This window comes from Chroococcidiopsis sp. TS-821, assembly GCF_002939305.1.
Lineage (GTDB): Bacteria > Cyanobacteriota > Cyanobacteriia > Cyanobacteriales > Chroococcidiopsidaceae > Chroogloeocystis.
In genome coordinates, this window is the sequence record NZ_MVDI01000005.1 from 175,468 (window position 1) to 201,109 (window position 25,642).

General features: G+C 42.6%; 23 protein-coding genes and 1 pseudogene. 11 read left to right on the forward strand and 13 right to left on the reverse strand.

The genetic code is table 11. The annotated features are described in order from the left end of the window. Positions 1–58: 58 nt before the first annotated feature. Both B1A85_RS14960 and B1A85_RS14965 read right to left on the reverse strand, forming a co-directional pair. Positions 59–1,630 (reverse strand): hypothetical protein, encoded by a 1,572-nt coding sequence (locus B1A85_RS14960; RefSeq protein ID WP_146087186.1) that lies wholly within the window; start codon positions 1,628–1,630, stop codon positions 59–61. A gap of 366 nt (positions 1,631–1,996) precedes the next feature. Beyond that, complete coding sequence (locus tag B1A85_RS14965; RefSeq protein WP_104547711.1) at positions 1,997–2,737, reverse strand: precorrin-2 C(20)-methyltransferase; 741 nt, start codon at positions 2,735–2,737, stop codon at positions 1,997–1,999. Between the two features lie 71 nt (positions 2,738–2,808). Here B1A85_RS14965 and B1A85_RS14970 point away from each other — a divergent pair, with 71 nt between their 5' ends. Further along, the gene (locus tag B1A85_RS14970; RefSeq protein ID WP_104547712.1) at positions 2,809–3,507 is read left to right on the forward strand and encodes a triacylglycerol lipase; all 699 of its coding nucleotides are present in this window, start codon (positions 2,809–2,811) and stop codon (positions 3,505–3,507) included. 104 nt (positions 3,508–3,611) lie between these two features. Further along, a complete protein-coding gene (locus B1A85_RS14975) occupies positions 3,612–4,262 on the forward strand; it encodes a cytochrome b N-terminal domain-containing protein (protein WP_104547713.1) in 651 nt (216 codons plus the stop codon). Between the two features lie 404 nt (positions 4,263–4,666). On the opposite strand, the gene B1A85_RS14980 is transcribed toward B1A85_RS14975, so the two are convergent. Continuing rightward, a complete protein-coding gene (locus tag B1A85_RS14980) occupies positions 4,667–6,556 on the reverse strand; it encodes a sodium:proton antiporter (protein WP_104547714.1) in 1,890 nt (629 codons plus the stop codon). A gap of 883 nt (positions 6,557–7,439) precedes the next feature. After that, positions 7,440–8,435, reverse strand: a complete 996-nt coding sequence (locus B1A85_RS14985) for an L-lactate dehydrogenase (RefSeq protein ID WP_104547715.1) — start codon at positions 8,433–8,435, stop codon at positions 7,440–7,442. Positions 8,436–8,616: 181 nt separating this feature from the next. On the opposite strand from B1A85_RS14985, the gene B1A85_RS14990 reads away from it, so the two are divergent. The 6 genes from B1A85_RS14990 (at position 8,617) to B1A85_RS15015 (ending at position 13,217) form a co-directional block, all read left to right on the forward strand. Beyond that, the gene (locus B1A85_RS14990; RefSeq protein WP_104547716.1) at positions 8,617–8,805 is read left to right on the forward strand and encodes a hypothetical protein; all 189 of its coding nucleotides are present in this window, start codon (positions 8,617–8,619) and stop codon (positions 8,803–8,805) included. Between the two features lie 441 nt (positions 8,806–9,246). Beyond that, positions 9,247–10,809 (forward strand): NAD(P)/FAD-dependent oxidoreductase, encoded by a 1,563-nt coding sequence (locus tag B1A85_RS14995; RefSeq protein ID WP_104547717.1) that lies wholly within the window; start codon positions 9,247–9,249, stop codon positions 10,807–10,809. 193 nt (positions 10,810–11,002) lie between these two features. Further along, positions 11,003–11,272, forward strand: coding sequence for a hypothetical protein (locus B1A85_RS15000; RefSeq protein ID WP_104547718.1), 270 nt, complete (start codon positions 11,003–11,005; stop codon positions 11,270–11,272). Positions 11,273–11,306: 34 nt separating this feature from the next. After that, positions 11,307–11,684, forward strand: coding sequence for a hypothetical protein (locus tag B1A85_RS15005; RefSeq protein ID WP_371681673.1), 378 nt, complete (start codon positions 11,307–11,309; stop codon positions 11,682–11,684). Positions 11,685–11,846: 162 nt separating this feature from the next. Continuing rightward, positions 11,847–12,221: a hypothetical protein gene (locus B1A85_RS15010; RefSeq protein WP_104547719.1), complete on the forward strand. Its 375-nt coding sequence runs from the start codon at positions 11,847–11,849 to the stop codon at positions 12,219–12,221. Positions 12,222–12,485: 264 nt separating this feature from the next. Beyond that, entirely contained in the window at positions 12,486–13,217 is a 732-nt protein-coding gene (locus B1A85_RS15015) for an FkbM family methyltransferase (protein ID WP_104547720.1), read from the forward strand. Positions 13,218–13,235: 18 nt separating this feature from the next. Here B1A85_RS15015 and B1A85_RS15020 read toward each other — a convergent pair whose 3' ends face one another. The 3 genes from B1A85_RS15020 to B1A85_RS15030 form a co-directional block, all read right to left on the reverse strand. Beyond that, positions 13,236–13,928 (reverse strand): gamma-glutamylcyclotransferase, encoded by a 693-nt coding sequence (locus B1A85_RS15020; protein WP_246841434.1) that lies wholly within the window; start codon positions 13,926–13,928, stop codon positions 13,236–13,238. A 187-nt stretch (positions 13,929–14,115) separates the two neighbouring features. Continuing rightward, on the reverse strand, positions 14,116–14,847 hold the full coding sequence (locus tag B1A85_RS15025; RefSeq protein WP_104547721.1) for a DUF1995 family protein: 732 nt from the start codon (positions 14,845–14,847) through the stop codon (positions 14,116–14,118). A 153-nt stretch (positions 14,848–15,000) separates the two neighbouring features. After that, positions 15,001–16,377 carry an amidohydrolase gene (locus B1A85_RS15030; RefSeq protein ID WP_210404478.1) on the reverse strand — a complete coding sequence of 459 codons (1,377 nt, stop codon included), beginning with the start codon at positions 16,375–16,377 and terminating at the stop codon, positions 15,001–15,003. A 719-nt stretch (positions 16,378–17,096) separates the two neighbouring features. Here B1A85_RS15030 and B1A85_RS15035 point away from each other — a divergent pair. Together B1A85_RS15035 and B1A85_RS15040 are read left to right on the forward strand one after the other, a co-directional pair. After that, the gene (locus tag B1A85_RS15035) at positions 17,097–18,200 is read left to right on the forward strand and encodes an outer membrane protein (RefSeq protein WP_168192411.1); all 1,104 of its coding nucleotides are present in this window, start codon (positions 17,097–17,099) and stop codon (positions 18,198–18,200) included. A 621-nt stretch (positions 18,201–18,821) separates the two neighbouring features. Continuing rightward, positions 18,822–19,739, forward strand: coding sequence for an ADP-ribosylglycohydrolase family protein (locus tag B1A85_RS15040; protein ID WP_104547724.1), 918 nt, complete (start codon positions 18,822–18,824; stop codon positions 19,737–19,739). 382 nt (positions 19,740–20,121) lie between these two features. On the opposite strand, the pseudogene B1A85_RS15045 reads toward B1A85_RS15040, so the two are convergent. The 6 genes and pseudogenes from B1A85_RS15045 to B1A85_RS15070 all read right to left on the reverse strand — a co-directional run. After that, positions 20,122–20,586: pseudogene (locus B1A85_RS15045) on the reverse strand (NADPH-dependent FMN reductase); the annotation flags it as partial. 373 nt (positions 20,587–20,959) lie between these two features. Then, positions 20,960–21,343, reverse strand: a complete 384-nt coding sequence (locus B1A85_RS15050; RefSeq protein ID WP_104547725.1) for a VOC family protein — start codon at positions 21,341–21,343, stop codon at positions 20,960–20,962. Positions 21,344–21,345: 2 nt separating this feature from the next. After that, positions 21,346–21,687 (reverse strand): type II toxin-antitoxin system PemK/MazF family toxin, encoded by a 342-nt coding sequence (locus B1A85_RS15055; protein ID WP_104547726.1) that lies wholly within the window; start codon positions 21,685–21,687, stop codon positions 21,346–21,348. Further along, positions 21,680–21,871 (reverse strand): hypothetical protein, encoded by a 192-nt coding sequence (locus B1A85_RS15060; RefSeq protein WP_104547727.1) that lies wholly within the window; start codon positions 21,869–21,871, stop codon positions 21,680–21,682. Before B1A85_RS15060 ends, B1A85_RS15055 begins: the two co-directional genes overlap by 8 nt. A gap of 137 nt (positions 21,872–22,008) precedes the next feature. After that, positions 22,009–22,542, reverse strand: coding sequence for a peptide deformylase (gene def / locus B1A85_RS15065; protein WP_104547728.1), 534 nt, complete (start codon positions 22,540–22,542; stop codon positions 22,009–22,011). Positions 22,543–22,661: 119 nt separating this feature from the next. Then, positions 22,662–23,957 (reverse strand): HhoA/HhoB/HtrA family serine endopeptidase, encoded by a 1,296-nt coding sequence (locus B1A85_RS15070; RefSeq protein WP_104547729.1) that lies wholly within the window; start codon positions 23,955–23,957, stop codon positions 22,662–22,664. 299 nt (positions 23,958–24,256) lie between these two features. On the opposite strand from B1A85_RS15070, the gene dnaA reads away from it, so the two are divergent. Beyond that, positions 24,257–25,627, forward strand: a complete 1,371-nt coding sequence (gene dnaA / locus B1A85_RS15075; protein ID WP_104547730.1) for a chromosomal replication initiator protein DnaA — start codon at positions 24,257–24,259, stop codon at positions 25,625–25,627. Positions 25,628–25,642: the final 15 nt, after the last annotated feature.

A 25,642-nucleotide genomic window follows, 5' to 3' on the forward strand; every position in this document is an offset into this window, starting at 1 on the left:
GTAGAAATGAGCCAACGTCGATCCCGATCTACTCTAGCCAGGATCGAGTCAGCAACGATTACGCGTCGGACTGTTGTGGTGGTTCTGGCGTGTTTGGTGCTTCTGAAGGTTGAGCGCAGTTAGCTGTGTCGTACTGATATTGCAGATGAAACTGTTGATTCACCGCACTTTCACTTTTAGGAAACTCGTATGCTTGAACATATTCTTTTGCAGCTTGCTCGACACCCGCAGCCCCTTGGCGCGAGAGAAAATCAGGTCCAGAAACGATTCTCCCTTCGGGATTAACCACGACTCCCAAAACGGCGACGCCTTCTAGTCTGCGATCGCAAGACTTAATCGTTTTGTAAATAGGTGCTTTTGTCACTACATTCGAGTAGTTTTGCTGAATAGTATTTTGACGGTTTTCCCATGCTTGTAATTGTGCATCTCGATCGCTCGTGGCAGATGAGTTAGAACTCGAACCACTAGCCGTAGTTTGCTGGCTGCGTAGTGCGGCAACAAGTTGTTGTCGTCGTGTTTGTTCTTGCTCTGCCGTAGTGTCTGGTTGAGCAGGAGTGCTTGAATCACTAGCCGTAGTTTGCTGGCTGCGCAGTGCGGCAACAAGTTGTTGTCGTGTTGGTTCTGCTGTGTGTGGCTCTACAGGTTGTGGGTTAACCGCCGTTTGAGGTGCAACATTCACCGCAGGATTGGTAGCAGCAGCGCGTTCCTCGCGAATTTTTTGCTGTAGTGCTAATAGCTCTTGCTTACCGCGTTCTGGTAGTTGTTGAGGTCGAGGACCTGACTCTACAGGTTGCGTCGGGTTAGCTGCGGCAACTTGTTGTTGAGGTTGACTTTGCGGTTGTGGTTGTTGTGGTTCATTCTGGGGCTGTTGCGGTTGAACCAAATTGGGAGATGTTGGCAGCGTTTGTGCTACTTGAGGTGTTGGAACTTCGTTAGGTGAAAATGGCTCGGCTGGATTCAAGCGCATTTCTGGTAACCCTGTATTCCTTGGCTGTTGCCATTGCGGTACAGGCGGTAATAATTCGCTTGAATTGAATGTTCGATTTTGACTTTGATTCGGTGCTGCCGCTACGGGGGGTTGGAGATTACCGAGTGGTGGTGGCGGTGGCAGCGTATTGAGAACCGGTGGTGGTGGTGGGGTATTGGTTGTAGAACCTGTAGCAAACGCCTGCTGAGTGCTTTGACTGGGATTGACTTTTGGTACGCCGCTGGTGGTTCGGTTACTGCGTTCTGGCGATACAGGCAGAATAAACGTTTGATTGGGTTGTAGTGCTTGTAAAGAGTTATTACCTGCTGGCGGTAGACCAATTGACGGTGGCAGCGTAATTGGGTCGGGTAATGGTGGCAGCGCCCCTACAGGAAATGATGGTGGTGGGGGTAACGGCGGTAAGGGGCTTGGTTGTGTGGCAAACGATGGTAATGCCGCAGGTACTGAGGATGCTCCTGGCAGGCGGCTTTGTTCTTCAGGAGTTAGCTCCACGATGCCTACGGTTCGCTGCTGAACATTTGCTGCTAATTGCGAATCGTAGGGCAAAAATGGCAAAACGATCAACAGCAATCCGTGAATGCCTAAGGATGCTACGGCAGCCATGCCATTGGTAGAGCGAAAGCTTTCTGGTAGAGTTCTCATTAGGGAGGCGTAGGACATGATAGCTAAAGGTACACTCGTCTCCGTATTACAAGCTAAGGACTGCGAGTAACGCGATACTCATTGGGGGTGTAACATACGGCTTCTATCGAAAGAAGTATGTCTATGGATCTTGATATTAACCTTTCTACTCTTAACACTAGAACAGCAAAGTTACCAGTTTTTGATTGCAGAGGTAAGTATTCATTGTTAATTTACGTACTAAAAAACAGCGAAAGTGCTTGTAAAACAAAAGTCTAATACATCTAAACACGGTGTATCTTTCTACATAAATCTTAATATGTTATATGTTAGTGTGCTTGCAACCCCTCTCTCAATAATTAATTGTTCTCTGATTGCTCCCCGACTTTAGATTGACTCTTGGTTTACGACGTTGCGCGATCGCCAAAGTTGCACGATGAGCAGTGAAAAATACGCTAACTGCAATGTCGGATGCGATCGCAAGTCGGTATAAATTTTTTGCTGTGGTAGTGTTGCGTATTCAACGATCCAGCTATTTTCTAAGAGATGGCGCTGCTGCAATACCGCCCACACTTGCTCGTAGACAGAACTGACTTTCATCAAGACAACAACATCTGCCCAATCCAATACTGTTTCCAATTCTTCCACTGTATAAAGTGCTGGTAACACAGCTAGTCGCTCTTGTCGCAAAGTCAATGGCAATCCCAACGCTGCGGTAGCCGCCATCGGCGAACAGACTCCTGGAATAACTTTAATAATTGCTGTCGGTTGGAGTGTTTGTAGCGTTTGTGATAAGTATGTAAATGTGCTGTAAAAACTAACATCCCCTTCACACGCAAAAGCCACGTCATCGCCCTGACTAAGATATTGCCAAACTTGTTCTGCTGCGGTTTTCCATGCAGCAGTTAGTACCGTCATGTCTTGTACGTACGGAAAAGTAAGTGCTAATTGCACTTGTTGCGGACTCAACCACTGTGAAATAATTTGCTGCGCTAGCCCTTGTTTACCCTGAACTCCAGCGGGAAATGCCACAACTGGGGCTTGTTGCAAACAACGCCAACCCTTTATGGTAATTAATTCAGGATCGCCTGGACCTACACTAATGCCGTAAAGAGTACCGATTGTCATTGAGAGTTCGGGGATCAGGGTTCAGGGAGATGGATATGAGTATACTGAAATTTGTGTGCTAGTCCCTAATCTTGATGCTGCCGATTGTCATTTTGCCTGGATATCTGGAAGGTGCGATCGCTTATCGCGAACTCGAACAATCTTTGCAGCAACAGGGATTTCCTACTGTGACTGTACCGCTGCGGCGTCGCGATTGGTTAGTAACTTTGGGCGGTAGACCAGTAACACCAATCTTGCAGCAACTCGATTGCACTGTGAAACAAGTCTTACAGCAATATAATGTTTCCCGCATCAATTTGATCGGACACTCGGCTGGCGGATGGATTTCGCGCATCTACTTGGGAGATAAGCCTTATATTAGTCGCGGTCAAGTTGAATTAACAACGCCTTGGCAAGCGCATCAATACGTTGCGACATTAATAACTTTAGGCACGCCGCATACAAGTTTAGAACGCTGGACGCGCTGGAGTCTCGATTTTGTAAATCATAACTATCCTGGTGCTTTTTACCCGCACGTTCGTTATGTGTGTGTTGCTGGAAAAACCATCTTTGGGCAAAGACGTCACGGTAGTTGGTTAGCTTACAGTAGTTATCAATTAACTTGCGGTCAAGGCAATTGTTGGGGTGATGGAATTACGCCAATTGTAGCTGCACATCTTGATGGTGCAGAAAACCTAATCATTGAAGGCGTCAATCACTCGCCGCGATCGCCTGGTTTGTGGTACGGGTCGCCCTCGATTTTGCCTTTTTGGAGCCCGTACTTAGCATAAGTGCGATTAATCAAAATCTCCTTTACAAAAGAACATCTTTAATAAAAGTCGCGTTAAGATCTTAATAAAAGTATACATTTTGTAAATACAAAGAAATATTAGTTATGAAATCGTATGAATTCATCCTGCGGCGACTCGCGACAATTTTATCGATAGCAATTATTACATTAAGCGTCATGGCCGCAGTGACAGGAATTTTGCTGTCTTTTTACTACGAACCGGTTGCAGGGCAAGCTTATCAATCCTTAGAGTGGATTAACACTGAAATTCCAAATGGCTTGTTAATTCACAGTATTCACAACATCGCAGGTCATGCTTTAATCGTCACCGCACTTGTTCAAATTGTTGTCATGTTCTTAGGGAGACAGTTTCGTTCGAGTTGGCTGACGGCTTGGATTAGTGGTATTTTACTAACTTTAACTGCCATTGGCTTAAGTTGGACAGCAATCATTCTCGACTGGAGTCAAGTTGGTTACTGGCGTTTTCGCATCGAGTTAAGCACGATTGAAGCCATTCCTTTAATTGGCGGAACGTTACGTAATATTCTGACAGGTGGCGGAGCCGTTAACACAACAACAGTTGCGCACCTTTACACCATACATAGCTATCTTCTCTCTGTAGGTGCGATCGCGCTTGCTATTGTTCACTTAGGAGGTTTACTACAGCAAGAAAAAGAAATGAAAGGTAATGCTATTGAAGGCGCAACAAAAGCTGAGCAATTACAACAAAGGAACTTCTCGCAAACACTTTCATAAGCCTGCCAAAAGTAGATCGGAGGATAACCTCTGATCTATCAAACTCTTCTGAATTGAGACATTGTGTAAAAATAATTGGTATAGCTATTAGTAAGTCGCTCAATCACGCTTCAATGTTGCGACAATCTGCTTGATGCTGCGTCAGCTCACCCACCATCGACGCACCCGATAGCTGTTACAGTTCTTTAGAAACTGCTTCTTAGTAGTGTAGTATTTGCGAACGCTAAAGGAAACGCTGGTAATATATTGGATTAATACTACTGAACATTTTTTTATAAAGCAAAGTTTTATCAGTAGTGTAACTAGAGGTAATCTTCCTCTCATCGAACCGCAAGCGATATATCGTCTAGTGAATGGGCAAATCGTCCTGAATCGGGAATGTGAAAGGTAGTTTTTCTTAACTTTTAAAGTGGTGGAATTGGGACTTCTTCAACTTTAGAAAGCTTTTCCACGTTCAAACGCGTTGCATTGCGATCGCCCGACAAACGTTTTAAGAGATTTGGTCTGGGATCGTGCAAGATGTAGATGATGCGATCGCCTGGTTGCCACTCTTCTGTTGCTGATGCAATCGTAAAACGATCTTCGCGTTCGAGAAACAGTGGAACAATCTCTTTTGTGCGCATCAAAGCTTGTAAATGAGCTTGTTGAAAAGAAAACTCGCGATCGCTTAAAGTTGTTGTTCCTAACTTAACTCTGCCATCTTTGAGGTATTCATTCCAAGTTTTTAGCGGCAAGTCCGCAATAAAAGCTTGCTGTACCTTTGCTTTACCCGTAGTATTATTTGCTTCAGGATTGCGAGGAAAAACTGCCAAAACTCGCGGAGGGTTAAACTCTTCCGCAGCCCGCTGTGCTAAAACAAAGTTAACCTCACCATTATTCGTCATTGCCAAAAAAGTTCCCACTGAGGTAAGTTCGGCTTCTTCTAACACGCCTTTATCTAAAGCACTACGCACTATCACGCGAATATTTTCCGTTTCGGCTTGTTGCGCTGCCACAGGGTCGGTATCAATCATTACTACAGGTTCGCCACGTTCTTGAAGCAAACGAGCAATGAGGACACTCAAAGGATTACAACCGACAATCACTGCTCCTGTTGCCTCTTTAGAAGTAATTTGTAGCCAACTCGCAATCCAACCTGCAGTTAGTCCTTGACAAACGACAGTCAAGATAATTGTTAAGAAAACGAGTGCTTTAATCGAATCTCCACCATTGATGCCGCGTTCCGTTAAGAATATAGAAAATAAAGAAGCAACCGACGCAGAAACGATACCCCGCGGTGCGATCCAGCATAAAAACAGTTTTTGTCGCCAATTTAGGTCACTATTCCACGTACATACACCCACATTCAGTGGACGAATGACAAACATTAATACTAGAACTGTGAATAAGCTGCCCCACCCTAAAGCTAAAATACTCGCTAATGATAAATCTGCTGAGAGTAAGATAAATAGCACTGACACGCCTAGAATCGTCAGTTGTCCTTTAAATCGTCGTAATAATCTTTCTTCTGGTACAGATGAAGCCCGTAGGACAATACCTGCAACAACAGTTGCCATTAATCCTGATTCACTGCGAACGAGTTGGGCTAAAGTAAATAACCCCCACACTCCTGCTAAAACAACTAGATTTTTCAGTTCGTCGGATAAAAAATTGGCACGTTTGAACATTAAGCCGAATAACAAGCCACCGATCGCCCCAATTCCACCACCAATACCTAGACGTAAGATCAAGCCACTGATCGCGCGAATGGGGTCGGTTTCGCCATTGAGAATCGTGTCCAGAATTACAACCGCAAGAATTGCTCCGACAGGATCGATTAAAACCCCCTCTCCTTCTAACAGCGTAGCGACTTGACGTTCAACTTTGACAAGCTTAAGTAATGGACTAATAACAGTAGGTCCAGTAACAACAACTAAGGAAGCATAAAGAAAAGCTATTGTCCAGGGAAATTCACTCAACCAATGCGCCGCCATTCCCGCACCGATCAGCGTAATCGCGGTACCAATTGTCACTAAATTCCGCAAACTGCCAGAAACTTTGCCTAATTCGCGCAGTTCTAGGTTAAACCCACCCTCAAACAAAATAACTGCGGTTGAAAGCGCGACAATGACTTCTAATCCAGGACCGAGGGAGTGGGGATGAAGCAGCCCAATGCCATCAGCACCCAACAAAATACCAAATAGCAGTAAAAACACGATACTTGGTACTTTGAGGTATTCTGCCACTACTTGAGCGCCGATGCCTGCAGCGACAGCAATAACCATTTGCAAGGTAAGTTCAAACGATGCTTCCATAGGGGACTTGCAAAGTCTCTGTCATAACCTTTCGTTAAGGATAGTCGATATTCTTGCTACTCGGTGTAACACTACACGATCCCTCTGTTGTGAAACCTTGATTTATGGCAGTTAATTGTATTTTAGAATACACATTTTCTCATACTGTTCAGCGAAATAACTTTTTTAGTTATTAATTTAACTGGATGAATTGCTATTGAAAGCGATTGTTGTACGCATTAAAAGAGCGATCGCTGACTTCAGTATGCTAGTAATATCACTTAAATTTTGCCTAAAAATGAGTATTTTATTTTACTTATAAGTATTTGTAAATTTAATCGCAATTATCAAATAAAGCTTAATTTCAGAGAAAGCTTACGCTGTAGTCATATTGACAGGAAACGGTTCTTCTAGATGAATGCTGCATTTACCTCCTAAATCCCCAACGAGTGGGGAACTTCAAGTTTAGTTTTCTCATTTAGAGGCGAATATTCACACAGGAAATCTTATGACGACAGTGACACAACTAAAGATGAACGCGATAGAATAGCTGGTTCTCGTTATACTTTCTGTTTTGTGGGGTAATTCCTTCTTTTCATTAAAATTATTCTTCAGGAGTTGTAGTTTAGCAGCGATCGCATCCCCGCACTGACAAAAGCGGGTACTCAAATAAATTCAAGCTTCAATAGACTATTTCAGAAGTTGCTTGCGCAATTAATTAGACATCCTACCTGATCGTGCTGTAGCGCGTGCTTTGCCAACCCTGTTACTCTCATTACCGAAGGAGCATGTCTCGTAAATAAGCGTTATCGGAAATGGAAAAACAGCTTTGAACAATGACATTGCTGAATTGAACGTAGCTCAAGCAACTAAACAAATGCGATCGCGTGCTGACAACAAAATATTAAATATCCAACCGCTCAATAGTCTGGCGAAGAACTTTAGCCGAATGCTGTAACTGATCTAATTCAGTTGGATTTAACGCTAGATTCACAACCCGCGTTACACCCTGGCGATTGACTACCGCAGGTAAACTTAAACACACATCGTTAATGCCATGAATACCGTTAATCAAACTGCTGACAGTTAAAACTCGGTTTTGATTGCGTAAGATTGACTGGACAATTTGGGCGACTGCTAAACCGATCGCGTAAGAAGTTGCGCCTTTACGCTGGATAATTTCGTAGGCAGCATTTTTGACTTTTGTAAAAATTTCTTGTAACTGCGGCTCGATGGGTTTACCTGGTTCGCACTTTTCATCGAGAAGATGCATTCCAGATATATTCACCTTGCTCCAAACCGGAACTTCACTATCACCATGTTCGCCAATGATATAAGCGTGTAAACTACGCGGGTCGAGTTGCAACTTTTCTGCTAGCAGATAGCGAAAACGTGCGGTATCCAAAACTGTTCCTGACCCAATCACGCTAGAACTAGGTAGCCCAGAAATTTTGAGACAGACATAAGTCATAATGTCTACTGGATTGGTAACAATCAGCAAAATTGCTGTGGAACAGAATTTAACAACTTCTGGAATTAAGCTTTGAAAAATTTCTACATTTCTATTAACTAAATCTAAACGCGTTTCTCCTGGTTTTTGCTTAGCTCCTGCGGTGATAATTACAATATCTGCATTCTCACCATCAGCTAAGGTTCCTGCTCTAATGAGTGTTGGTTCAACAAAGGGTAGTCCGTGATTTAAATCCATGACTTCCCCTTCTAGCTTGTGCTGATTGATATCAACAATTACCATTTCATCGAGAAGATTCTGGATAATTAGGGAATAAGCACAAGCCATCCCTACTTGACCTGCACCAATAATAACTCCTTTACGAGGTCGGCGAATAATTAGCGAATGATTTTCTGGTGATGTAGATGTAAATAAGTTGTCAAAAAACATACAATTAACCGCTGCATCAACTACATCTCTTTGCTCTATATGAGGGCAAATATAAGTTCTTATAATAACGTTACTCTAGCTTTCATACTTCCTCTTTCTCAGGGTACAGGATTTTAATCAAACTGTAGTGTAAACATCATAAATTATGGGTGTAAGTATATCGCTATGGAGCAGGAAAATAATGAACAATACAAAGAACAACACAAAAGCAACGTACGAAGATTGGTTTAATGTAGGAAAATCTGATGCTTACGCGGGAAAACCTAAAACGCCACCAGAGGATGCTGAATCTGCAAGTATGTATGACCTAGGTTATAGCGAGGGCGAAATTACTTGTCCGCCAACTGAAACTCCAGAAAATGAAGAGTAGTTAAGCGCTAAACGCCAAAGTTGTGTATCAAAACCGCATAGCATCAGTCCGCATGGTATCAAATCAGTCATAGACATTCAGCACGCAATAAAACTCACCAGTAATCGAGTTGACATAACTTATAACTCTCGTAACTAGACTTGAGTGCAGCAATTGCAGTAGACTTAAATTTAGTTTATAGCTTGAAGTGGCGCGAACCTAAATAACCTCAGCCAGAAGCAAGTCAAGTTAAGAGCAACCTTGTTGAGCGTGACATTCTCGTCAATACTAAGAATTTGGTTGCATCAATAAGTCAAGTAAACTCAGTAAAATAGAATACTTTAATCTACTGAAATAAATAGGGCAAACACTGGTTGAAAACTTAATTCGAGCCATACTGCACGCTATCGATCTACGACTAGCAGTATCATTCAATACTATTGCCAGAGACAGGAGGCTTAAATGGAAAGCTTCGATTTTGTGATTCTGGGAGCAGGATTAGGTGGACTTTCAGCAGCAGCGTGTTTGACTCGGCAAGGACATCGAGTAGCAGTACTAGAAAAACACTACTTACCAGGTGGATGCTGCCATACCTTTGATTATGGTGAATATAGCTTTTGTGCTGACGTGCACTATATTTCACAATGCGGTTCGGGACAAGCGATCGCACAGTTTCTCAATTACATTGAACGCGATATCGAATTTAACTCGCTCGACCCTGACTGTATTGACCGAGTAATTACACCCGAAGTTGATTTTAAAATTCCTTTAGGCTGGGAAAACTTGCGATCGCGCCTTGTGGCGACTTTTCCTGAAGAAGCGGATGCGATCGACCGTTATTGCGATGCCATTAAACAATTACATCAAGAAATGCACAGTTTAGTGCGCGAGGTTAGTTGGTTCGACCAAAAATGGTCTGATTGGTTAAAACTACCCAAATACTGGAACTTATTTACAAAGCGTAATTGGACGCTGCAAGACCTTTACAATCGCGTCGGGCTATCGCCAAAGCTGCAAGCTATCTTAGCAGGTCAAAGTGGCGATTATGCGCTGCCACCAAATGAAATTGCCTTGCTAACGCATACTGCACTTGTTTGGGATTATTCCGAAGGTGCTTATTATCCGAAGCATCACTTTAAGCATTTTGTAGAAACGATTGTCGAAGCTATCAAAGCAGGCGGCGGTGTTGTGCAATTATCTACCCCAGTCGAACACATCGAAGTTAAACAGCGTCAAGTACAAAGCGTTACTGCTGGAGGAAAAACGTATCAAGCCGTTGCTTACATCAGTGACCTCGATCCAAAATTAACAGTACAGTTGATGCATAACGCTCATGCGTTAAGTCAGCGCGAATTACAGCGGCTTACAGGTTACGAATATTCAGCTAGTGCCTTCAACGTTTACTTAGGGTTAGATTCCAGGTTTGATCCGCAAAGATATGGCATTGGTAACTGGAATATTTGGTATTACCCCAACAGCAACCTTAATCAAGCTTATCAACAACAACTTTTAGGCAACTTGCATCATCCTTGGATTTTCCTCTCTTGCCCTACAATGAAATCGCACGAACCAGGAATGGCTCCTCACGGTCATCATGTTTTAGAAATTGCGACTGTTTGTCCTTATGAGCCATTTAAGCAATTGCATGACACTGATCCAAAAGCTTACAAAGCTAAAAAGCGCGAAGTTTATCAAGAGATTATGGCAAGTGTGCGCGATTTGATTCCGGATGTTGATGCTTACGCTCGGATGAAGGTTCCTGGTACTCCGACAACGAGTGAATATTACTTGGGACAACCGCAAGGGAATATCTACGGTGCAAAGCTTACACCAAGGCAGGTAGGCTTAAATCGTCTGGGATATCACACTGAATTGCCAAATCTTTTCTTAGTGGGAGCTAGCGCAGGGTATCCCAGTGTACCTGGTGTCATTGGCAATGGCATGGATGTGGTTGAACTGCTGACAGGGCAATCTATTTGGGATCGTCAAAATGCGATCGCATCTGAGGAGTTAGTACACCACTAATTTTAAGTGCCATAGGTAGCTGAAACTCTTTATCTATAAACTTTTTTTAATCGTAAATCCCCAAGTGGATGGGGTTAATTTCCCCTACGATTCAGTACATATGTACTATAATAGATAAAGTAGATTCATCGAGCCTCCGCATCAGCAATCAATGGCTCTACGGCGATACTAACCAAAGATGGACTCAAGCCCTATGACGAAACACTATCTTCTTAGCCTTAATCCAACAGCCAAGCATGACTGGGATCGTTGCGCTTTACGCGATCCGATTACCGCTAAGCGCCCAGAGCTAGCAAAATTGATTGCCGAAGCTATTGGCGCAGAACCAGGCACTTATCTCGTATCTGTCAATATCGAAGTGAAAGTTTTGGAGCAGGCTCCTATGTATCAAACCGAGCAGCTACCAATTAACCCAACAGAGCGTTCGTCCACCCACGCTCAATTGCAGGAAATAGCCGCATAAACGTACCCCTAACCCCTGACCTCTGATCCCTTGTATGATGACAATGCAACTGAGTCATTACCCTGCGGCGATCGCCCAAGCTGCACAACGGGTAAACGAAATTGACTCGCAAATTATGGCGGTGCAACAACTGATTAACCGCGAAGAAGGCAATGCTGACACGCGTTCAGCTTTCGATCCAGAATTGAAAAATGACACGCAACGGCGATCGCGTCGCTTTGAGTTACTACTCGTCAATCAGGAATACCAAACCGCACTGAATACATTAATTCAATTAAATGCAGAAAAAGCCAACGCGCTGGCGCACTTAGAATACCTCCGCAACCAGTTTAGCGTTGCCAAACTAGAATGTCGGCGAGCGATCGCGCAACAACTCACCGATTTTGAATCGAGAGAATTAGTTGGTTTGTAACTTTAAGTACAATCTGCTTGTAAGATCGCTAACAGCCTAGTCATAATAATTCGTCAAGCAGTGAAGTAATCTTCGCTGCTTTTTTGGCAGTTCCTGAAAATGAGGAATTGTCGAGCGCGCTTTCCTTCAATCACAATAAAGTAAGTTAATTGCAATTGTTTCATGACTCAAGTTACATCAGAAGACATTGCTAAATTTCGGGAGAAACTCCAAAATCCCGACGCCTCAGCTGCACTAGCAGAAATTGAAGATTGCGAGGGTAATCTCGAAGATGCCGCAATGGTACTAGCAATTCGAGTTGGGCAACAACCAGATATCGCCAACGCAGAGTGGTTAGATAGCTTAGCGAAGAAATGTCGAGCGATTATTTGTCGCGAAGAAAATAGAAATGCCTTACTTACCGAAGACTATGCTGCTGTAATGAGAGCCTTAGCTACAACAAGAATTTGCCCGCCACTTTTAGTTACTCCGGTATTGATGTACGTACTACAACAGGGTGTAGACAACTTTTGCGAACCACTCGACACCGTCTCATAGAAGCTAATAAAAGTTAATACTGCGAATACTATCTGCACTGAAACTACTGAACACCTTAATTTTTATGTATCGACAGGTGTTCTTTTTGTGATGAATATGGTATGGATAGTTGTTTCCTAAAGTATTATCAAACTCTTGAGCACTCGAGAATTGCAAATATTGCTATGCTTAAAAGTGCTCAATTTGAATTACATAGATAAAAATAAAAATCTCGCTTACATAATGAATTTTGTATTCAGCTGATTATATTTGGAGAAACATCCCATGCCTTATATCGCTTTTATAAAAAAAATGGTTTTTGATAGTACGCATTGTAAGGCAAAAACAGGCTTAATAAAAGAAACACCAAATGGGACTGATTGGTATATTTATAAGTCTAAAGCAGACTCTTTGCAAGTTGAAGTGATATTTGATATAGGTGCTAACATAGGGCAAACAGCTATTAAATTTGCTCAAAGTTTTCCGCAAGCAAAAATCTTCTCTTTTGAGCCAGTCACAGCAACATTTAAACAGTTAAAAGAAAATACTAAAAATCTTTCTGGTATTAGTTGCTTTCAAATTGGTTTGGGTTCTGAATCAGGGAAGTATGACATCTTTTTAAAATCGAACTCTCAATGCAATTCTTTTGTATTTGATGCCAATAATTGTATAAGTAATGCCTCTGAAGAAGTTATCATTAAAACAGTTGCGGAGTTTTGTCAAGAAAATAATATCCAGAAGATTGATATCTTAAAAACTGATACGGAAGGATTTGATTTACAGGTTATTCAAGGAGCCGAAGCTTTACTCAAAAAAAATCAAGTTCTATTTATCTTATCTGAAGTTGGTTTTAATCCTTCAGATGCTTTACATACTAACTTCTTTAAACTCAAATCATATTTAGACACATTTAATTTTGAGTTCCTTGGTTTTTACGATTTTGGTTACTCAAGAAAAGGGAGCTTAAAATATTGCAATGCCTTATTTCACAATAGGTGTTTCATTCAAAATACATAGAAGTATCAGTTTTTTTTATCAAAGTGCGATCGATAACTGCTGTTGAGCTATCACTGCTTTTTGTAATTTTAAAAGGTGTTTGTCTTGAATGCCGTACTGCATTAAACCATCAATAGTTTGTGAAAGATAATCTGCACAAGTACCAAGTTTTCCGTTAGCCGTTGCTAGGCTGTTGACAACAACTTCAGAAGAAATATCGCCTGCGTACATAATATGGTTGTGGTTGATTGTGAAAGCGATCGCATCCCAGCGTTCTTTGCCATCAACAACTTTTACCCACCGCGGAGTATACGAACCAACAACCATTTCTCGCCGCCAGAGAATGAGTAATTCTGTAAGAACATCCTCTGCTGGAATGCGATAGGCAATACCGCGACAGCTACCTCCGCGATCGAGTCCTAACATTAAGCCTGGGTTTTCCGGCGTTCCTCGCCCCAGCGGTGTCCACAAACAAAAGCGGCGATGCCATCCATAAATTGTCCCCACACGGCGATCGCTAAACTTCACCGTTGGATTCCAAATCAACGAACCATAGGCAAAAATCCAGACATCCGAGTGCGATCGCCCCTTGAGAATATCTTGTATTGATTGCTCTAGTTCAGTTTCATTCAAAACACGTAAATCTAACCCCGACTGTAAAACTAGCTCCTGTAATTTTCGCGACTCCAAGTAAGCACGAGTCAGCGCAATCATTCCTTGACCGTCACTCATGACACATCCATCAATCAATTATTTCAGCGCGTTCATTGCTGTACTTACAGCACTACTAGCCTTTTTCACAAAAAAACCTCAGCTATTGTCGTTGGTATATGCTTTGAACGCAGTATCAACGATAGCAAAACAGCTTTTTATAATCTAAGCACAAGTGATGAATTTTGAACTCAAAACTCTTTAAACTTCATCGACTCAAAGTACGCAAAAACCTTTGCATACTTGCAAAAATTCCAGATTTTTTTGCTTGTATAGTATCTCCAGGCTGCTGGAGACTTTTTCCTGACAAAATTAAGTCAAGTTCATCACCCATCGGTTTCTTCGGTTGTTCAGCAATTAATTGATATTCGCCTTCTTTATTTTCTAGCCAAACTTGCCAAGGCGAGGGATAACAACGAAATACGGCTGCACCATCAAGTGGGCGTAAATGGTAACAAGATTCAATCGTATTGAGAAAACGCGCCCGTAACTGTCGCCCCGCGTAGCCGATACCAACAATCGAAACATCTTCTAGCCGAGGATTGAGGAGAATAAAAGGTCTTTCTCCCACAGCTTGATGCAACTTCTCTACCTGCGTGACTTCAACTGCAGAAGGTGCAACTAACAAAAATGCTTCATCTTCAGGCAAAACTTGCTGATCGACAGGGACTCTCCCGGTGCCAATATCTAGAATTTTAAATGGTACTGATCCCCAATCACGACGCGCTAGCGCAGCAGCACCAGCATCAGGAAAGAAAACTTTAAGTTGACTGCCAAAAGAGTCTAATGCTGGAAGAAATTGCTCAGCAACTGGCATTGGGTTGAGTTCTGGGATAAGAATCTCAATTTGTAGTAAAGAGTAGCCATCAGCCATCGCTGCTTGGGTTGCGCCTTGGGCTTGGGCGATCGCCTGTTCCAGTGTTTTCGGAATTTCTGCCATGATCTCGTGTTTCCTTGCTGCTACGATCTAGCTTACATCGAGTCGAACAGGCATTTTAATTGTGCGATCGCCTCAAAATAGACACCCTGCAAGAATTGGTGCATCTAAGCAAATTCTATTTAGCAGGCAGTTCGGACTGACGCAAAAAGTCTACTAATTCAGTAATTCCATTGTCATAACCGACGCGACCTTTGTTCCAAAGGGAATGGCATTGAGATCGACTTGAAAGTTACTGTTGTGGTTTGAGAACGGAACTGTTTTGCCTTCTGCTCTGGCTTTAGCAAAGAGCGCAGGTTCAGCGACACCGACGAAGACAAAGCCTACCTGAATATTTTTATTGTCGCCTTTAAGCAAATGAACATCTTCTGAGCCTGTCGTCCCTGGAAAATCAGCAATCAGTTTGTTGGCTCCAACTAAATTTGCTAATTGAGGATTGATGCGATCAATCACTGCTTTGTCATTCACTAGTGGAGTTGTACCACCTTTTGCAGTCAAGGTTGGCAATTGGTCCTCTGGCATTCCATAGGCACGCGCAATCGACTCATTAACAGACTTAATTCCCTGCACCATGATTTTCCGTACTTCTGGGTTGAACCAACGCAGACTGAGTCTAAGCAACGCTTCTCCTGGAATCACGTTATTCGCCTCTCCTGCCTGAACTGATCCCACCGTAATCACAGCGGCTTCTTGAGGATTGATCGCCCGTGCCACGATTGACTGATACTGTGTAATTGCGTGAGCAGCCATGAGAATCGGATCTTTGGCAAGATGAGGTGAGGAACCGTGTCCTCCCACACCTTTAAACACAATATCGATCGGATCGCTTCCTGCTGTTCGGATTCCTGGCACGCTGGCGATGATTCCTGTGGGACCAGGGGCACTGTGCATTCCTAGCAAGAAGTCAGGGACAGGAACACCATGACGAGTGTAGAGACCATCTTCGACCATTGCCCTTGCGCCGGCAACTCCTTCTTCCGCAGGCTGCCCGACTAAAATAAGCGTCCCTTTCCAGTTAGATTTTAGGTTTACCATTGCCTTTGCCAGTCCCAACATCCAAACTGTATGGGCATCATGACCACAAGCGTGCATGACAGGTACTTCGCTACCATCTGGCATCTCCGCCCGCTTAGTACTGGCATAAGGAAGTCCTGTCGTTTCTTGTACAGGCAGCGCATCTAGATCTGCTCGATACATGACTTTAGGACCATCTCCATTTCGCAGAATTCCTACGACTCCAGTTTTGGCAATTCCTGTTTTGACCTCGTAGCCCAATGCTTTTAATTCCCTCGCCACGATCGCTGCTGTGCGAGTTTCCATGAACGCTAATTCTGGGTTCTGGTGGATGTCTTTGAACAGATTAATTAGGCGATCGCGATCTTTGTCTATTGTTGCCTGCAAGCGATCGAAATAAGCTGGTTTTACGGCTGGTGTACCTGTAAAAGGCTTTTGTGCTTGAGCAGGATGCAAAGAAAGCAGCAGGGTTAACCCAAGAACCAAGCTACTTGCAATTATCCCAATTGCCAATTTCATCGATTTTAACCATTGGTTAGGGAAGAAGTTACGGAAGCGGAGCATAGCGGTTACAGATTCCTTAAACAATCTCAGTACGATCGAGCAAACAGGGAGTATTACCAAGGGCAATGGTTGGTGATGGGTTGCTTAGTTTAACAGCAGCAGTAGACATTGGCTTTATCAACAACAGGGATTGAGCCAAGAAATGAACGCCATGTTGAGACAAGGTATGCAGCGTGGCAGTCACACAACATGGACAAATAAATGATTCTGGAGAAGGCAGCATAATGTGCCTCAAAAATTATAAGATTTCACAGAAATAATATAGTTCAAATGGAAATATTCACAATTTAATATATTTTTTCTTAATAAAAATGCATCTATTTCTGATCTACTATTCGTTGTTATAAGATCGCGTTGCAATTTCATTGGCTTTACAATATGGTCTTTTAATAGTGTTAATAGCTTTTATGCAAAATCTTAACCGTAAAGAGTTTAAGAGACTATTGATTAAATTTTTATCTTCAGAGTTAAGTACTTTAAATAAACTTAGATTCTGCAACTAAGTTGAGCATATTTTGAATATGTTTTGTTATGTAGAGTTAAACGCATTGATATAAAAACTTAACAAGAGAAAAATCGAGCTTATGTTTAAAAGAAGAATAAAAAATAGTAGAAGTAGCCAATGCAGTCAAATAGATCTATTCTTTAGAGGCTATTTTCGAAAGCTGTGTTTGTTGTCTACCAGCAGTGCTTTATCGATCGCGCTTTCAGTGTCACCTACCTATGCAGAAAGCCAATTATCTATTTCTGACTCGACTGCTGCGCTCAACACCGTATCCGATCTAGAACAACATAGTCATTCTGCAAAAGCTCTAGAATTAGAAGCTGCCAGCTTTTTGCCTGAACCGGCAATTGAGTCTCGCATAGCAACAGAAGCAGCCTTCCCAATTTATGCAATTACCCAAGCAGATACTTCTACACCAGAGCTTTCTCAATTCACAGTAAGCGATCGCTGGCAATTTTCCGTCGAACCTTATATTTTTGTTCCCTTGCGAGTTCAAGCTGATGCCACGGTTGCTGGACGGACTGCCTCGATTGATTTGGGATTGGGAAACATTTTAGATTTTGATCGTGCGTTTAATGCTGGAATTCGGTTACAAGCTCAAAAAAATCGATTGGGGCTTATTCTTGACGGTTTCTATATTTCTGCACAGAATAGCGGAAATTTAGGAGTGACGTTTCCTCCAAACAGTTTGCCAGGTATCGGCGCAGATATTCCTATCCCAGTTCGGACAAGTGCCGACGCCAGCTTATCAATCCGCCAAGGGTTAATTGATTTGGCAGCATCCTACCGCATTGTCGATACAACGCTAGGTGATTCAGCAGCAGCGCCAAAATCCTTTCCTCGTCTAGTTTTTGCTCCGAGCCTGGGACTCCGAATTAATATTTTGAGTCAAAAGCTTGAGGTAGATGACGTTCGCATCAACAATATTCCTGTCGGCAATCTTCCACTGCCAATTTTGCTTCCAGTGAACCAAGACTTTCGCCTAAATAGAACGACGGTTGAGCCACTGATTGGCGCACAAATTGGATTAGACCTATCTGAACGTTGGACAGTCGATCTTCGAGGCGATGTGTCTGGGTTTAATCTCAATGCCGATACAAACTTGACCTGGAATCTGCTAGTCGGCGCCCAGTATCAGTTATCTCCAAGCACATCAGTGCAACTTAGCTATCGCTTTAACGGTTTTGATTTTGAGGATGGATTGGGTCTCACGCGAGCCAAATTGAATTTGCGTCAGAATGGGCTGTTACTCGGTGCAACATTCCACTTCTAATGTATTCAACAATATCCTAGCTCATAGATTGACTTTATTAATAATAGATTTTATATATAAATTCTAGCAAATTGATGACTATTTTGAGTCAAATTAATGCAAAGTTGAAGTGTTTGACAGTCTTGCTACACTATGAATTTAATATATCAATTTTCTCAAAATTTTGAATTTAAATAAAAAACATGACATTAAATATTAGCAAGCTTTTTTTAATGGCAATAATAACTCTGTATGGTTGATATTTGAGATTGATTGATATAATATTTTACTAAGCCTCACTAGCTTCAGGAGAGCTACTAAAGTATTGTTAAGAATTAATTCTATCGTAAAAAGGTTGATTTAAAGGTGACTCGTGTTGTTAGTAACCTGATGTTTATATGTATATATTAAATTAACGCAATAAAATGCAATAGTATACTTAATTCCAGATCTTAAACCGAGAAGTACTAAAGGAAATTCAAATATTTTGAAAATAAAAAACTAAGTATGTAAACATTGATTGATTTAAACAGAATATATAAAAAATTATAAATCATTAAATTTTGAGCTAAATTTCAACAAGAATTGAATGTTGATAAATATAGCTTTTAAATTTTATTTCTCTCTATTTACTCGACTTATATGAATTTATTGAATCGATTTCGAGGATGTTTATTAGGATTAGCTGTGGGTGATGCTGTAGGCACAACGGTTGAATTTCAACCTCGCGGCTCATTTTCACCTATGACTGATATGGTAGGTGGCGGTCCGTTTGAGCTTCTTCCAGGTCAATGGACTGATGATACGTCGATGGCGTTGTGTCTAGCTACTAGCTTAGTTGAGGTGGGTAGATTTGATGCTGTCGATCAGATGAATCGTTACTGTGAGTGGCATGAGCGCGGTTATCTCAGCAGTACAGGAGAATGTTTTGATATCGGCAACACCGTAAGTCAAGCATTATACCAGTACAAAAAATCAGGCAACCCATTCAGCGGTTCTACGCATCCGAGGTCTGCGGGTAACGGTTGTTTGATGCGGCTAGCACCAGTACCGATGTTTTACTTTCCAAATCGCGATCGCATTCTTCACTTTTGCGGTGAGAGTTCCCGAACAACGCATGGTGCAGCAGAATGTATTGACGCTAGCCGTCTGTTAGGACATATTTTGTGGCGTACCTTCTCAGGAGCTAGCAAAACAGAGATTTTGTTTGAGAATAGGCTAAAAGTCGCGTCTCAATCAATTCAGACTATTATTAATGGGGAATACCGAACTAAGACTATCGATGCTGTACGCGGTACTGGATACGTAGTTGAAAGTTTAGAAGCCGCACTATGGTGCTTTTGGCAAACTGATACTTTTGAACAAGCAATTCTTACCGCAGCTAACCTAGGTGACGACGCGGACACAACTGCCGCAATTTGCGGTCAAGTCGCTGGAGCGTATTATGGAGAATCGGGCATCCCTACTCACTGGCTAAACCAACTAACAATGCGAAAAGAAATTGCTAAACTTGCCGAGCAACTATGTACTGTACAAATTAATGAAGATTGTTTTAGCTAAAGCGAGGACGTGCCGAGATGCGTACGCAATAGTGCAAAATGCTGCGGGAATTTCATAGAGAATGTATATTTTTGAACAGCTACTGATTTTACCACCCACAATAAATTCTGGTTTTGTTGTTGGATTGCGCTTAAACTGCCATTATTAATTATCTCGAGCGACGATCCGCTTTTGATACTCCTTTGGTGACAAGATCTAAAGTACTTAAGCTTGCAGCCTTGCGATGGCTCAACTGAAGCGTCAGCAGCATAATGGTTATATTGTACTAATTTCCTAAATGCTAGCTACAAATCAATCTCCGCGTCTTTGCGTCAGCCATCTGTAGCAATCTTAAAGTGAATTGGTATGAGCCTGATGTGCTCACTTGATGACTCTACTGCTTCTAGAATTGCTTAATCGCATCGGCAAATAAAATAATGGCAGCTTGTAGTTCACCTGAGATTGCTGGGTCAGCCACAATTCCAGCTACATCCAAGTTTTTACCCAGTAGAGAAACGGTGATGGAAGCTTCAGGAACAATTCGTCCTGCCATCGTGGTTACAATCTCGGTCAGTGCGGCTTGGGCGTGAATAGCTCGCGGTGATGCGTTAAACAATGCAATCGGCTTCCTGACAAACTCTTCGCTGCTCACTAACCAATCGAGCGCATTCTTCAACACACTTGGTACACCATGCGCGTACTCTGGAGTTGAAATAACCAAACCATCTGACCATTCTTGCGCCCGCAAATCTGTCACTGATGGCGGCTTTGTTGACTCAAGGTCAGCATTGAAATGCGGCAAATCACCGAGTCTACAGTACAGTTTCATCTCAACGTTTTTAGATAATACTGCGATCGCCGCCTGAAGTAGAGCAGTATTAGATCAAGCCTGACGCAGGCTGCCTAAGAGCGCAAGGATATGTATAGTTTGAGATTGGCTTTTGATGTCTGCAAAAGTCACTGTTGTTTCTAATCTGTTCCTATCTGTAAGCACCTTAACCCTAATAAATTCACGATGATTTCTCAACTTCATCTTGTTAAACTAAAACGCAACAAACTCGCTGAATTCCATCTGCAATCAAGCAACGAACACGCGTTCAGACCACACCCTAACGACTAGAACGAAGTCAAGCTGACGGTGAAGTTAAGCGGTAGCAGATTATCTCTAACGCTAGACGCAATGACTCTCAACTATCCGCTCTATCGGTTGTTATGCGGTCTCAACTAAAGGTTTATGTAAACTATGTTTGGTAGGAGATGAACTCCAAAAGAGAGCCATCCGGATCTTGAAAATAGGCGCTCATCCCCAGTCCCTTCTTGCCACATCGCTGGACTGGTTCAAGTTCAACTTCTACTCCATGTCTTTTTAGGTGCTTCTGCGCCTCGCTAATCGTACCAGGATAAATAAAATGAAGATCGCTTCCTCCAGGCTGCACGGGAAGCTGTGCAACTGGCGTTCCTTGCACACCAGGGCCATGTAAGTTGAGTTGAGTCTCTCCAAAGCGGTATGACCATCCAGAACCAACAGGGACAAGTTCAGCACCCAGTACGGCATGATAAAAAGTATTTGAACGTTCCCAGTCAGACACATGAATTACACAATGATCGAGCTTAATGTTTGGCATGGCTACTCTTTGTCTTCTTCAAGATTTTCTTCAAACCCCAACCAGAATCGCACTGTATCTTCAACTTTTACCATTTGCTCAGGCGTCAGACGTCCTAATTTGCGTAGCAGCTTTGCATGAGGAATTGTAATGATGTTTTGTACGTCAAAGACTCCTTCTCGAAGGAACTGAGCTTTGATTTGCACCTCAAACCGCGAACCACGTGGACTTGTTGTATGTGGAATTAGAGTTGCTAATGCACGGTCTTGATTAAGAGCAGGAATACTAATTACCAAACATGGTCTGACTTTTGCTACATAACCTAGGTCAACTAGCCAAACTTCGCGACGCTCAGGACTACTCATCTATGTTTTCCTGCTCATCCAACTCTAGAAAAAGCCCTTCAGCATTCTGGACTAAATCTTCATCAGATAAGGGCGGAAAATCGAAATCAACCGTCCGCTTTAGAATCTCCGATACAAGCTCTAACCGTTCTGAGTTTGTCAAGCGATCAAAGGCATCTAAAAGTTCTTGTACTGAAGCAGTCATAGCTGTTTACCTATATAATGTTAATAACATATATAATGTTATTAACATAAATATAGACTTGGCAGGACTCTCAGCTATTGTTTGACAACGACAATAAATTTTAGATATATATTTGAAACTCGCCTAAACTTCCATCACTATCCCGCAGCGACGATCCGCTTTTGATACTCTTGTTCAGTGACAAGATCTAAAGTACTCTCGATACGATCTAAAAACACAATGCCATCGAGGTGATCCAGTTCGTGTTGAAAAATGCGGGCAACAAAATCTGTTAACTCTTGCTTTTGTTGCTTACCGTGGCGATCGCTATACTCCACCTCAATAATTTGATATCGCGGTACTAACCCCCGAATACCTGGAATACTCAAACAACCTTCCCAGTCTTTGACGACTTCCGTCGAGTGCGCTAAGATTTTGGGATTGATCATCGCAGTTGGTTCCATTGTTGGAGCATGAGGATACCGAGGATTCGGGCGAGAAGCAACAATGAATAAGCGACACGCTTCGGCGACTTGTGGCGCAGCTATTCCTACACCGTTTGCTTGCCCAACAGTTGCGATTAAATCATCCACTAGATTTTGGATATGTTGCTCTTGAATATTCTCAACATATTGAGCTTGGGTGCGGAGTATAGGATGACCGAGTTGTACTATTTCTAAAACTTCTCCCATATGTAATGATGCCTCGTCCCAGGTTAATTACCAACAATGTAGAGTAACTAGTACGACAAAATAATTACCAGTTACCCATTGCCAATTCCTTAGTGTAGTTATATTAGAGAGGATATAAATTAACCTTCACTTTGTACAGGAAGATTTTCCAGCCGCACTGCTACTTGCTGAGATTGCCCATTGCGTTGAACGCCAATTTGCATTTGACTACCAACCTGACTACCCGCAACTAAGCGTTGTACTTCCTCGGTTGTTGTGACAGGTTGATTGTTAATTGTTTGGATGACGTCACCAGCGCGCAATCCAGCCCGTGCAGCAGGAGAATTAGGAACAACACGAATAATCAAAATTCCTTGTTCTGCGGTTACGTTAATCTCGCCACCCGATTCAATTTCAAGTTGCTGCCTTACTTCTGGTGACAGTGTTACCATTTGTACGCCTAAATAAGCATGTTGTACTTCGCCAGTCGCAATCAGTTGTTGAGAAATATTTCGTACGGTATTGATGGGAATCGCAAATCCTAACCCTTGCGCGCCGCTGATAATTGCTGTATTCATACCAATAACTTCACCACGCGCATTGAGCAAAGGACCGCCTGAGTTACCTGGATTAATTGCTGCATCGGTTTGAATCAAATCGACACGTTTATCCGAAACACCGATGTCACTCGTAGAGCGTTCAGTAGAACTAATAATCCCTGCTGTTACTGTATTGTCTAGCCCCAACGGATTACCAATCGCAATTACCCATTCGCCTGGTTGTAGTAGTTCTGAATTACCAATAGGAACAATAGGTAAGTTGCTGGCTTGAACTTGAATCACCGCCACATCTGTTACTAAATCTTGTCCTACGACTTCACCTTCAAACGTACGACCATCTTTGAGCGTGACACTAACGCGATCGGCACCATCAACAACGTGCGCATTTGTCAAAATTTGACCTGATTCACTAATAATAAATCCTGACCCTGTACCGCGTACAACTCGCTGTCTCGGTTGCGCTGGATTCGGTTGAATTCCAAAGAATCTGCGTAAAATTGGGTCATCAAATTCTGCGGGTAGCTGTCGCGAGACTGTTCTTGCGGCATTAATTCGCACCACCGCAGGACCTACCTTTTGGACGGCTGCGACAACAAAATTTGGATCTGTTGGGGCGATCGCAGTTGTTATGTTTGCCGCAGGTTGCTGTGGAGTTGGTTGTGCGTTCGATTGTTCGGTCTGCGTGATATTTCCAGGTCGCGCACACCCACTTAGACTTGCTAATCCGATTCCCGCGAGTAATGTTAAAAAATAACCGATGTTTTGCTGCTGCCGTCGTCCTAATATATTACGTTTTCTATAGGACGTCTTACGATAATCGGAGCTTGTGTGAATATTTGTAGCTTCTGGTTCGGTATCGCGGCGGATTGTGCTCATTTGTTTTTGTGGTTTTCTCAAATATCAGCTTTTAGGAGTACCTTGCGGTGGAATTGTTAATATCTCAATATATTTAGTGTAGAAAACTAAGAAACAGCTAGCGCAGCTTGAGCAAAACATTTTACCTGTGTATCGTAAGTTTATAGTTAGTTTTAGCTAGTGCAAAGCGCTACGATATTCTTGAATAGCTATATGGCTAATCATACAAGCTACCGAAGATAGTTGCCAAGCTCGGTAGAGTAGATGCTAAATTGGTTGCCTATATGCGTTTTTTTTGCGAGCGGTAGAGGTGGTAAACAGTGGAACTTTCGCTGGAAAGTCTGTGGAGTCAGGTACTAGAGCGGCTACAGGAAAAGTTAACTCGCCCCACCTTCGAGACTTGGATCAAAACGGCTAGCGCGCAGCAACTCGAAAATAATTGCTTGGTTATTTGTACTCCCAACCCATTTGCGCGTAATTGGTTACAAAAGTATTACATCAAAACAATTGTCGATGTCGTTGCGGAAATTCTCGGTCATCCTGTCGAGGTTCAGATCACTGTAACTAAGGAAAATGGCGTAACTTCTGTAAGTGAACCCGAAGTCGCTTGGCCAGCACCGATTGAACCAAGTGTACCGCTGCTCAACAATCGACCTAAACCAATCGAATTAAATCCTAAATATGTCTTTTCTCGCTTTGTCGTCGGTGCCAATAGTCGCATGGCACACGCTGCAGCTTTAGCTGTGGCTGAATCACCAGGGCGCGAATTCAATCCATTATTTTTGTGCGGTGGTGTTGGATTAGGAAAAACGCATTTGATGCAGGCGATCGGGCATTATCGGCTAGAAATTTCTCCTAATTCCCGGATTTTTTACGTCTCTACCGAGCAATTTACAAACGATCTCATCGCCTCAATTCGCAAAGATAGCATGCAAAGCTTTCGCGAACATTATCGCGCCGCAGATGTCTTGTTAGTCGATGATATTCAGTTTATTGAAGGAAAAGAGTACACGCAAGAAGAATTTTTTCATACATTCAACACATTGCACGAAGCTGGTAAACAAGTTGTCTTGGCTTCCGATCGCCCGCCAAACCAAATTCCGCGTTTACAAGAAAGACTGTGTTCGCGCTTCTCGATGGGCTTAATAGCGGATATTCAACCACCAGACTTAGAAACCCGAATGGCAATTTTGCAAAAGAAAGCTGAGTACGAAAATATGCGCTTACCAAGAGAGGTGATTGAGTACATTGCTTTTAACTATAAGTCCAATATTCGGGAACTAGAGGGAGCTTTAATTCGGGCAGTTGCCTATATCTCGATTTCTGGATTATCGATGAATGTCGAAAACATTGCTCCAGTACTTAATCCACCCGTAGAAAAAGTAGAAGCTTTTCCCGATGCTGTACTTATGGTTGTGGCAGATGAGTTTGATGTTTCTGTCGAAGACCTTAAAGGTAACTCGCGCCGCCGCGAAATTAGCTGGGCGCGTCAGATTGGTATGTATTTGATGCGACAACACACTGATTTGAGTTTACCAAGAATTGGTGAAGAATTCGGCGGTAAAGATCATACAACCGTGCTCTATAGCTGTGACAAAATCGCGCAGCTACGCGAAAGTGATACAAATTTGGCTCAAACACTGAGACAGTTGAGCGATCGCATTAACCTCGCCAGTCGTCATTCTTCTTAAGTTATTAATATAAAT

Excerpts from the sequence above, each read along its gene's own strand:
- B1A85_RS15055 (WP_104547726.1), bottom strand. The coding sequence starts at position 21,687 with ATGAGTAGTCCTGAGCGTCGCGAAGTTTGGCTAGTTGACCTAGGTTAT.
- B1A85_RS14995 (WP_104547717.1), top strand. The coding sequence starts at position 9,247 with ATGGAAAGCTTCGATTTTGTGATTCTGGGAGCAGGATTAGGTGGACTT.
- B1A85_RS15025 (WP_104547721.1), bottom strand. The coding sequence starts at position 14,847 with ATGGCAGAAATTCCGAAAACACTGGAACAGGCGATCGCCCAAGCCCAA.
- B1A85_RS14980 (WP_104547714.1), bottom strand. The coding sequence starts at position 6,556 with ATGGAAGCATCGTTTGAACTTACCTTGCAAATGGTTATTGCTGTCGCT.
- B1A85_RS15040 (WP_104547724.1), top strand. The coding sequence starts at position 18,822 with ATGAATTTATTGAATCGATTTCGAGGATGTTTATTAGGATTAGCTGTG.
- B1A85_RS15030 (WP_210404478.1), bottom strand. The coding sequence starts at position 16,377 with ATGAAATTGGCAATTGGGATAATTGCAAGTAGCTTGGTTCTTGGGTTA.
- B1A85_RS14985 (WP_104547715.1), bottom strand. The coding sequence starts at position 8,435 with ATGTTTTTTGACAACTTATTTACATCTACATCACCAGAAAATCATTCG.
- B1A85_RS15020 (WP_246841434.1), bottom strand. The coding sequence starts at position 13,928 with ATGAGTGACGGTCAAGGAATGATTGCGCTGACTCGTGCTTACTTGGAG.
- B1A85_RS14960 (WP_146087186.1), bottom strand. The coding sequence starts at position 1,630 with ATGAGAACTCTACCAGAAAGCTTTCGCTCTACCAATGGCATGGCTGCC.
- B1A85_RS15005 (WP_371681673.1), top strand. The coding sequence starts at position 11,307 with ATGATGACAATGCAACTGAGTCATTACCCTGCGGCGATCGCCCAAGCT.
- B1A85_RS15070 (WP_104547729.1), bottom strand. The coding sequence starts at position 23,957 with ATGAGCACAATCCGCCGCGATACCGAACCAGAAGCTACAAATATTCAC.
- B1A85_RS15060 (WP_104547727.1), bottom strand. The coding sequence starts at position 21,871 with ATGACTGCTTCAGTACAAGAACTTTTAGATGCCTTTGATCGCTTGACA.
- B1A85_RS15010 (WP_104547719.1), top strand. The coding sequence starts at position 11,847 with ATGACTCAAGTTACATCAGAAGACATTGCTAAATTTCGGGAGAAACTC.
- B1A85_RS15000 (WP_104547718.1), top strand. The coding sequence starts at position 11,003 with ATGACGAAACACTATCTTCTTAGCCTTAATCCAACAGCCAAGCATGAC.
- B1A85_RS15050 (WP_104547725.1), bottom strand. The coding sequence starts at position 21,343 with ATGCCAAACATTAAGCTCGATCATTGTGTAATTCATGTGTCTGACTGG.
- B1A85_RS15015 (WP_104547720.1), top strand. The coding sequence starts at position 12,486 with ATGCCTTATATCGCTTTTATAAAAAAAATGGTTTTTGATAGTACGCAT.
- B1A85_RS14975 (WP_104547713.1), top strand. The coding sequence starts at position 3,612 with ATGAAATCGTATGAATTCATCCTGCGGCGACTCGCGACAATTTTATCG.
- B1A85_RS14990 (WP_104547716.1), top strand. The coding sequence starts at position 8,617 with ATGAACAATACAAAGAACAACACAAAAGCAACGTACGAAGATTGGTTT.
- def (WP_104547728.1), bottom strand. The coding sequence starts at position 22,542 with ATGGGAGAAGTTTTAGAAATAGTACAACTCGGTCATCCTATACTCCGC.
- B1A85_RS14965 (WP_104547711.1), bottom strand. The coding sequence starts at position 2,737 with ATGACAATCGGTACTCTTTACGGCATTAGTGTAGGTCCAGGCGATCCT.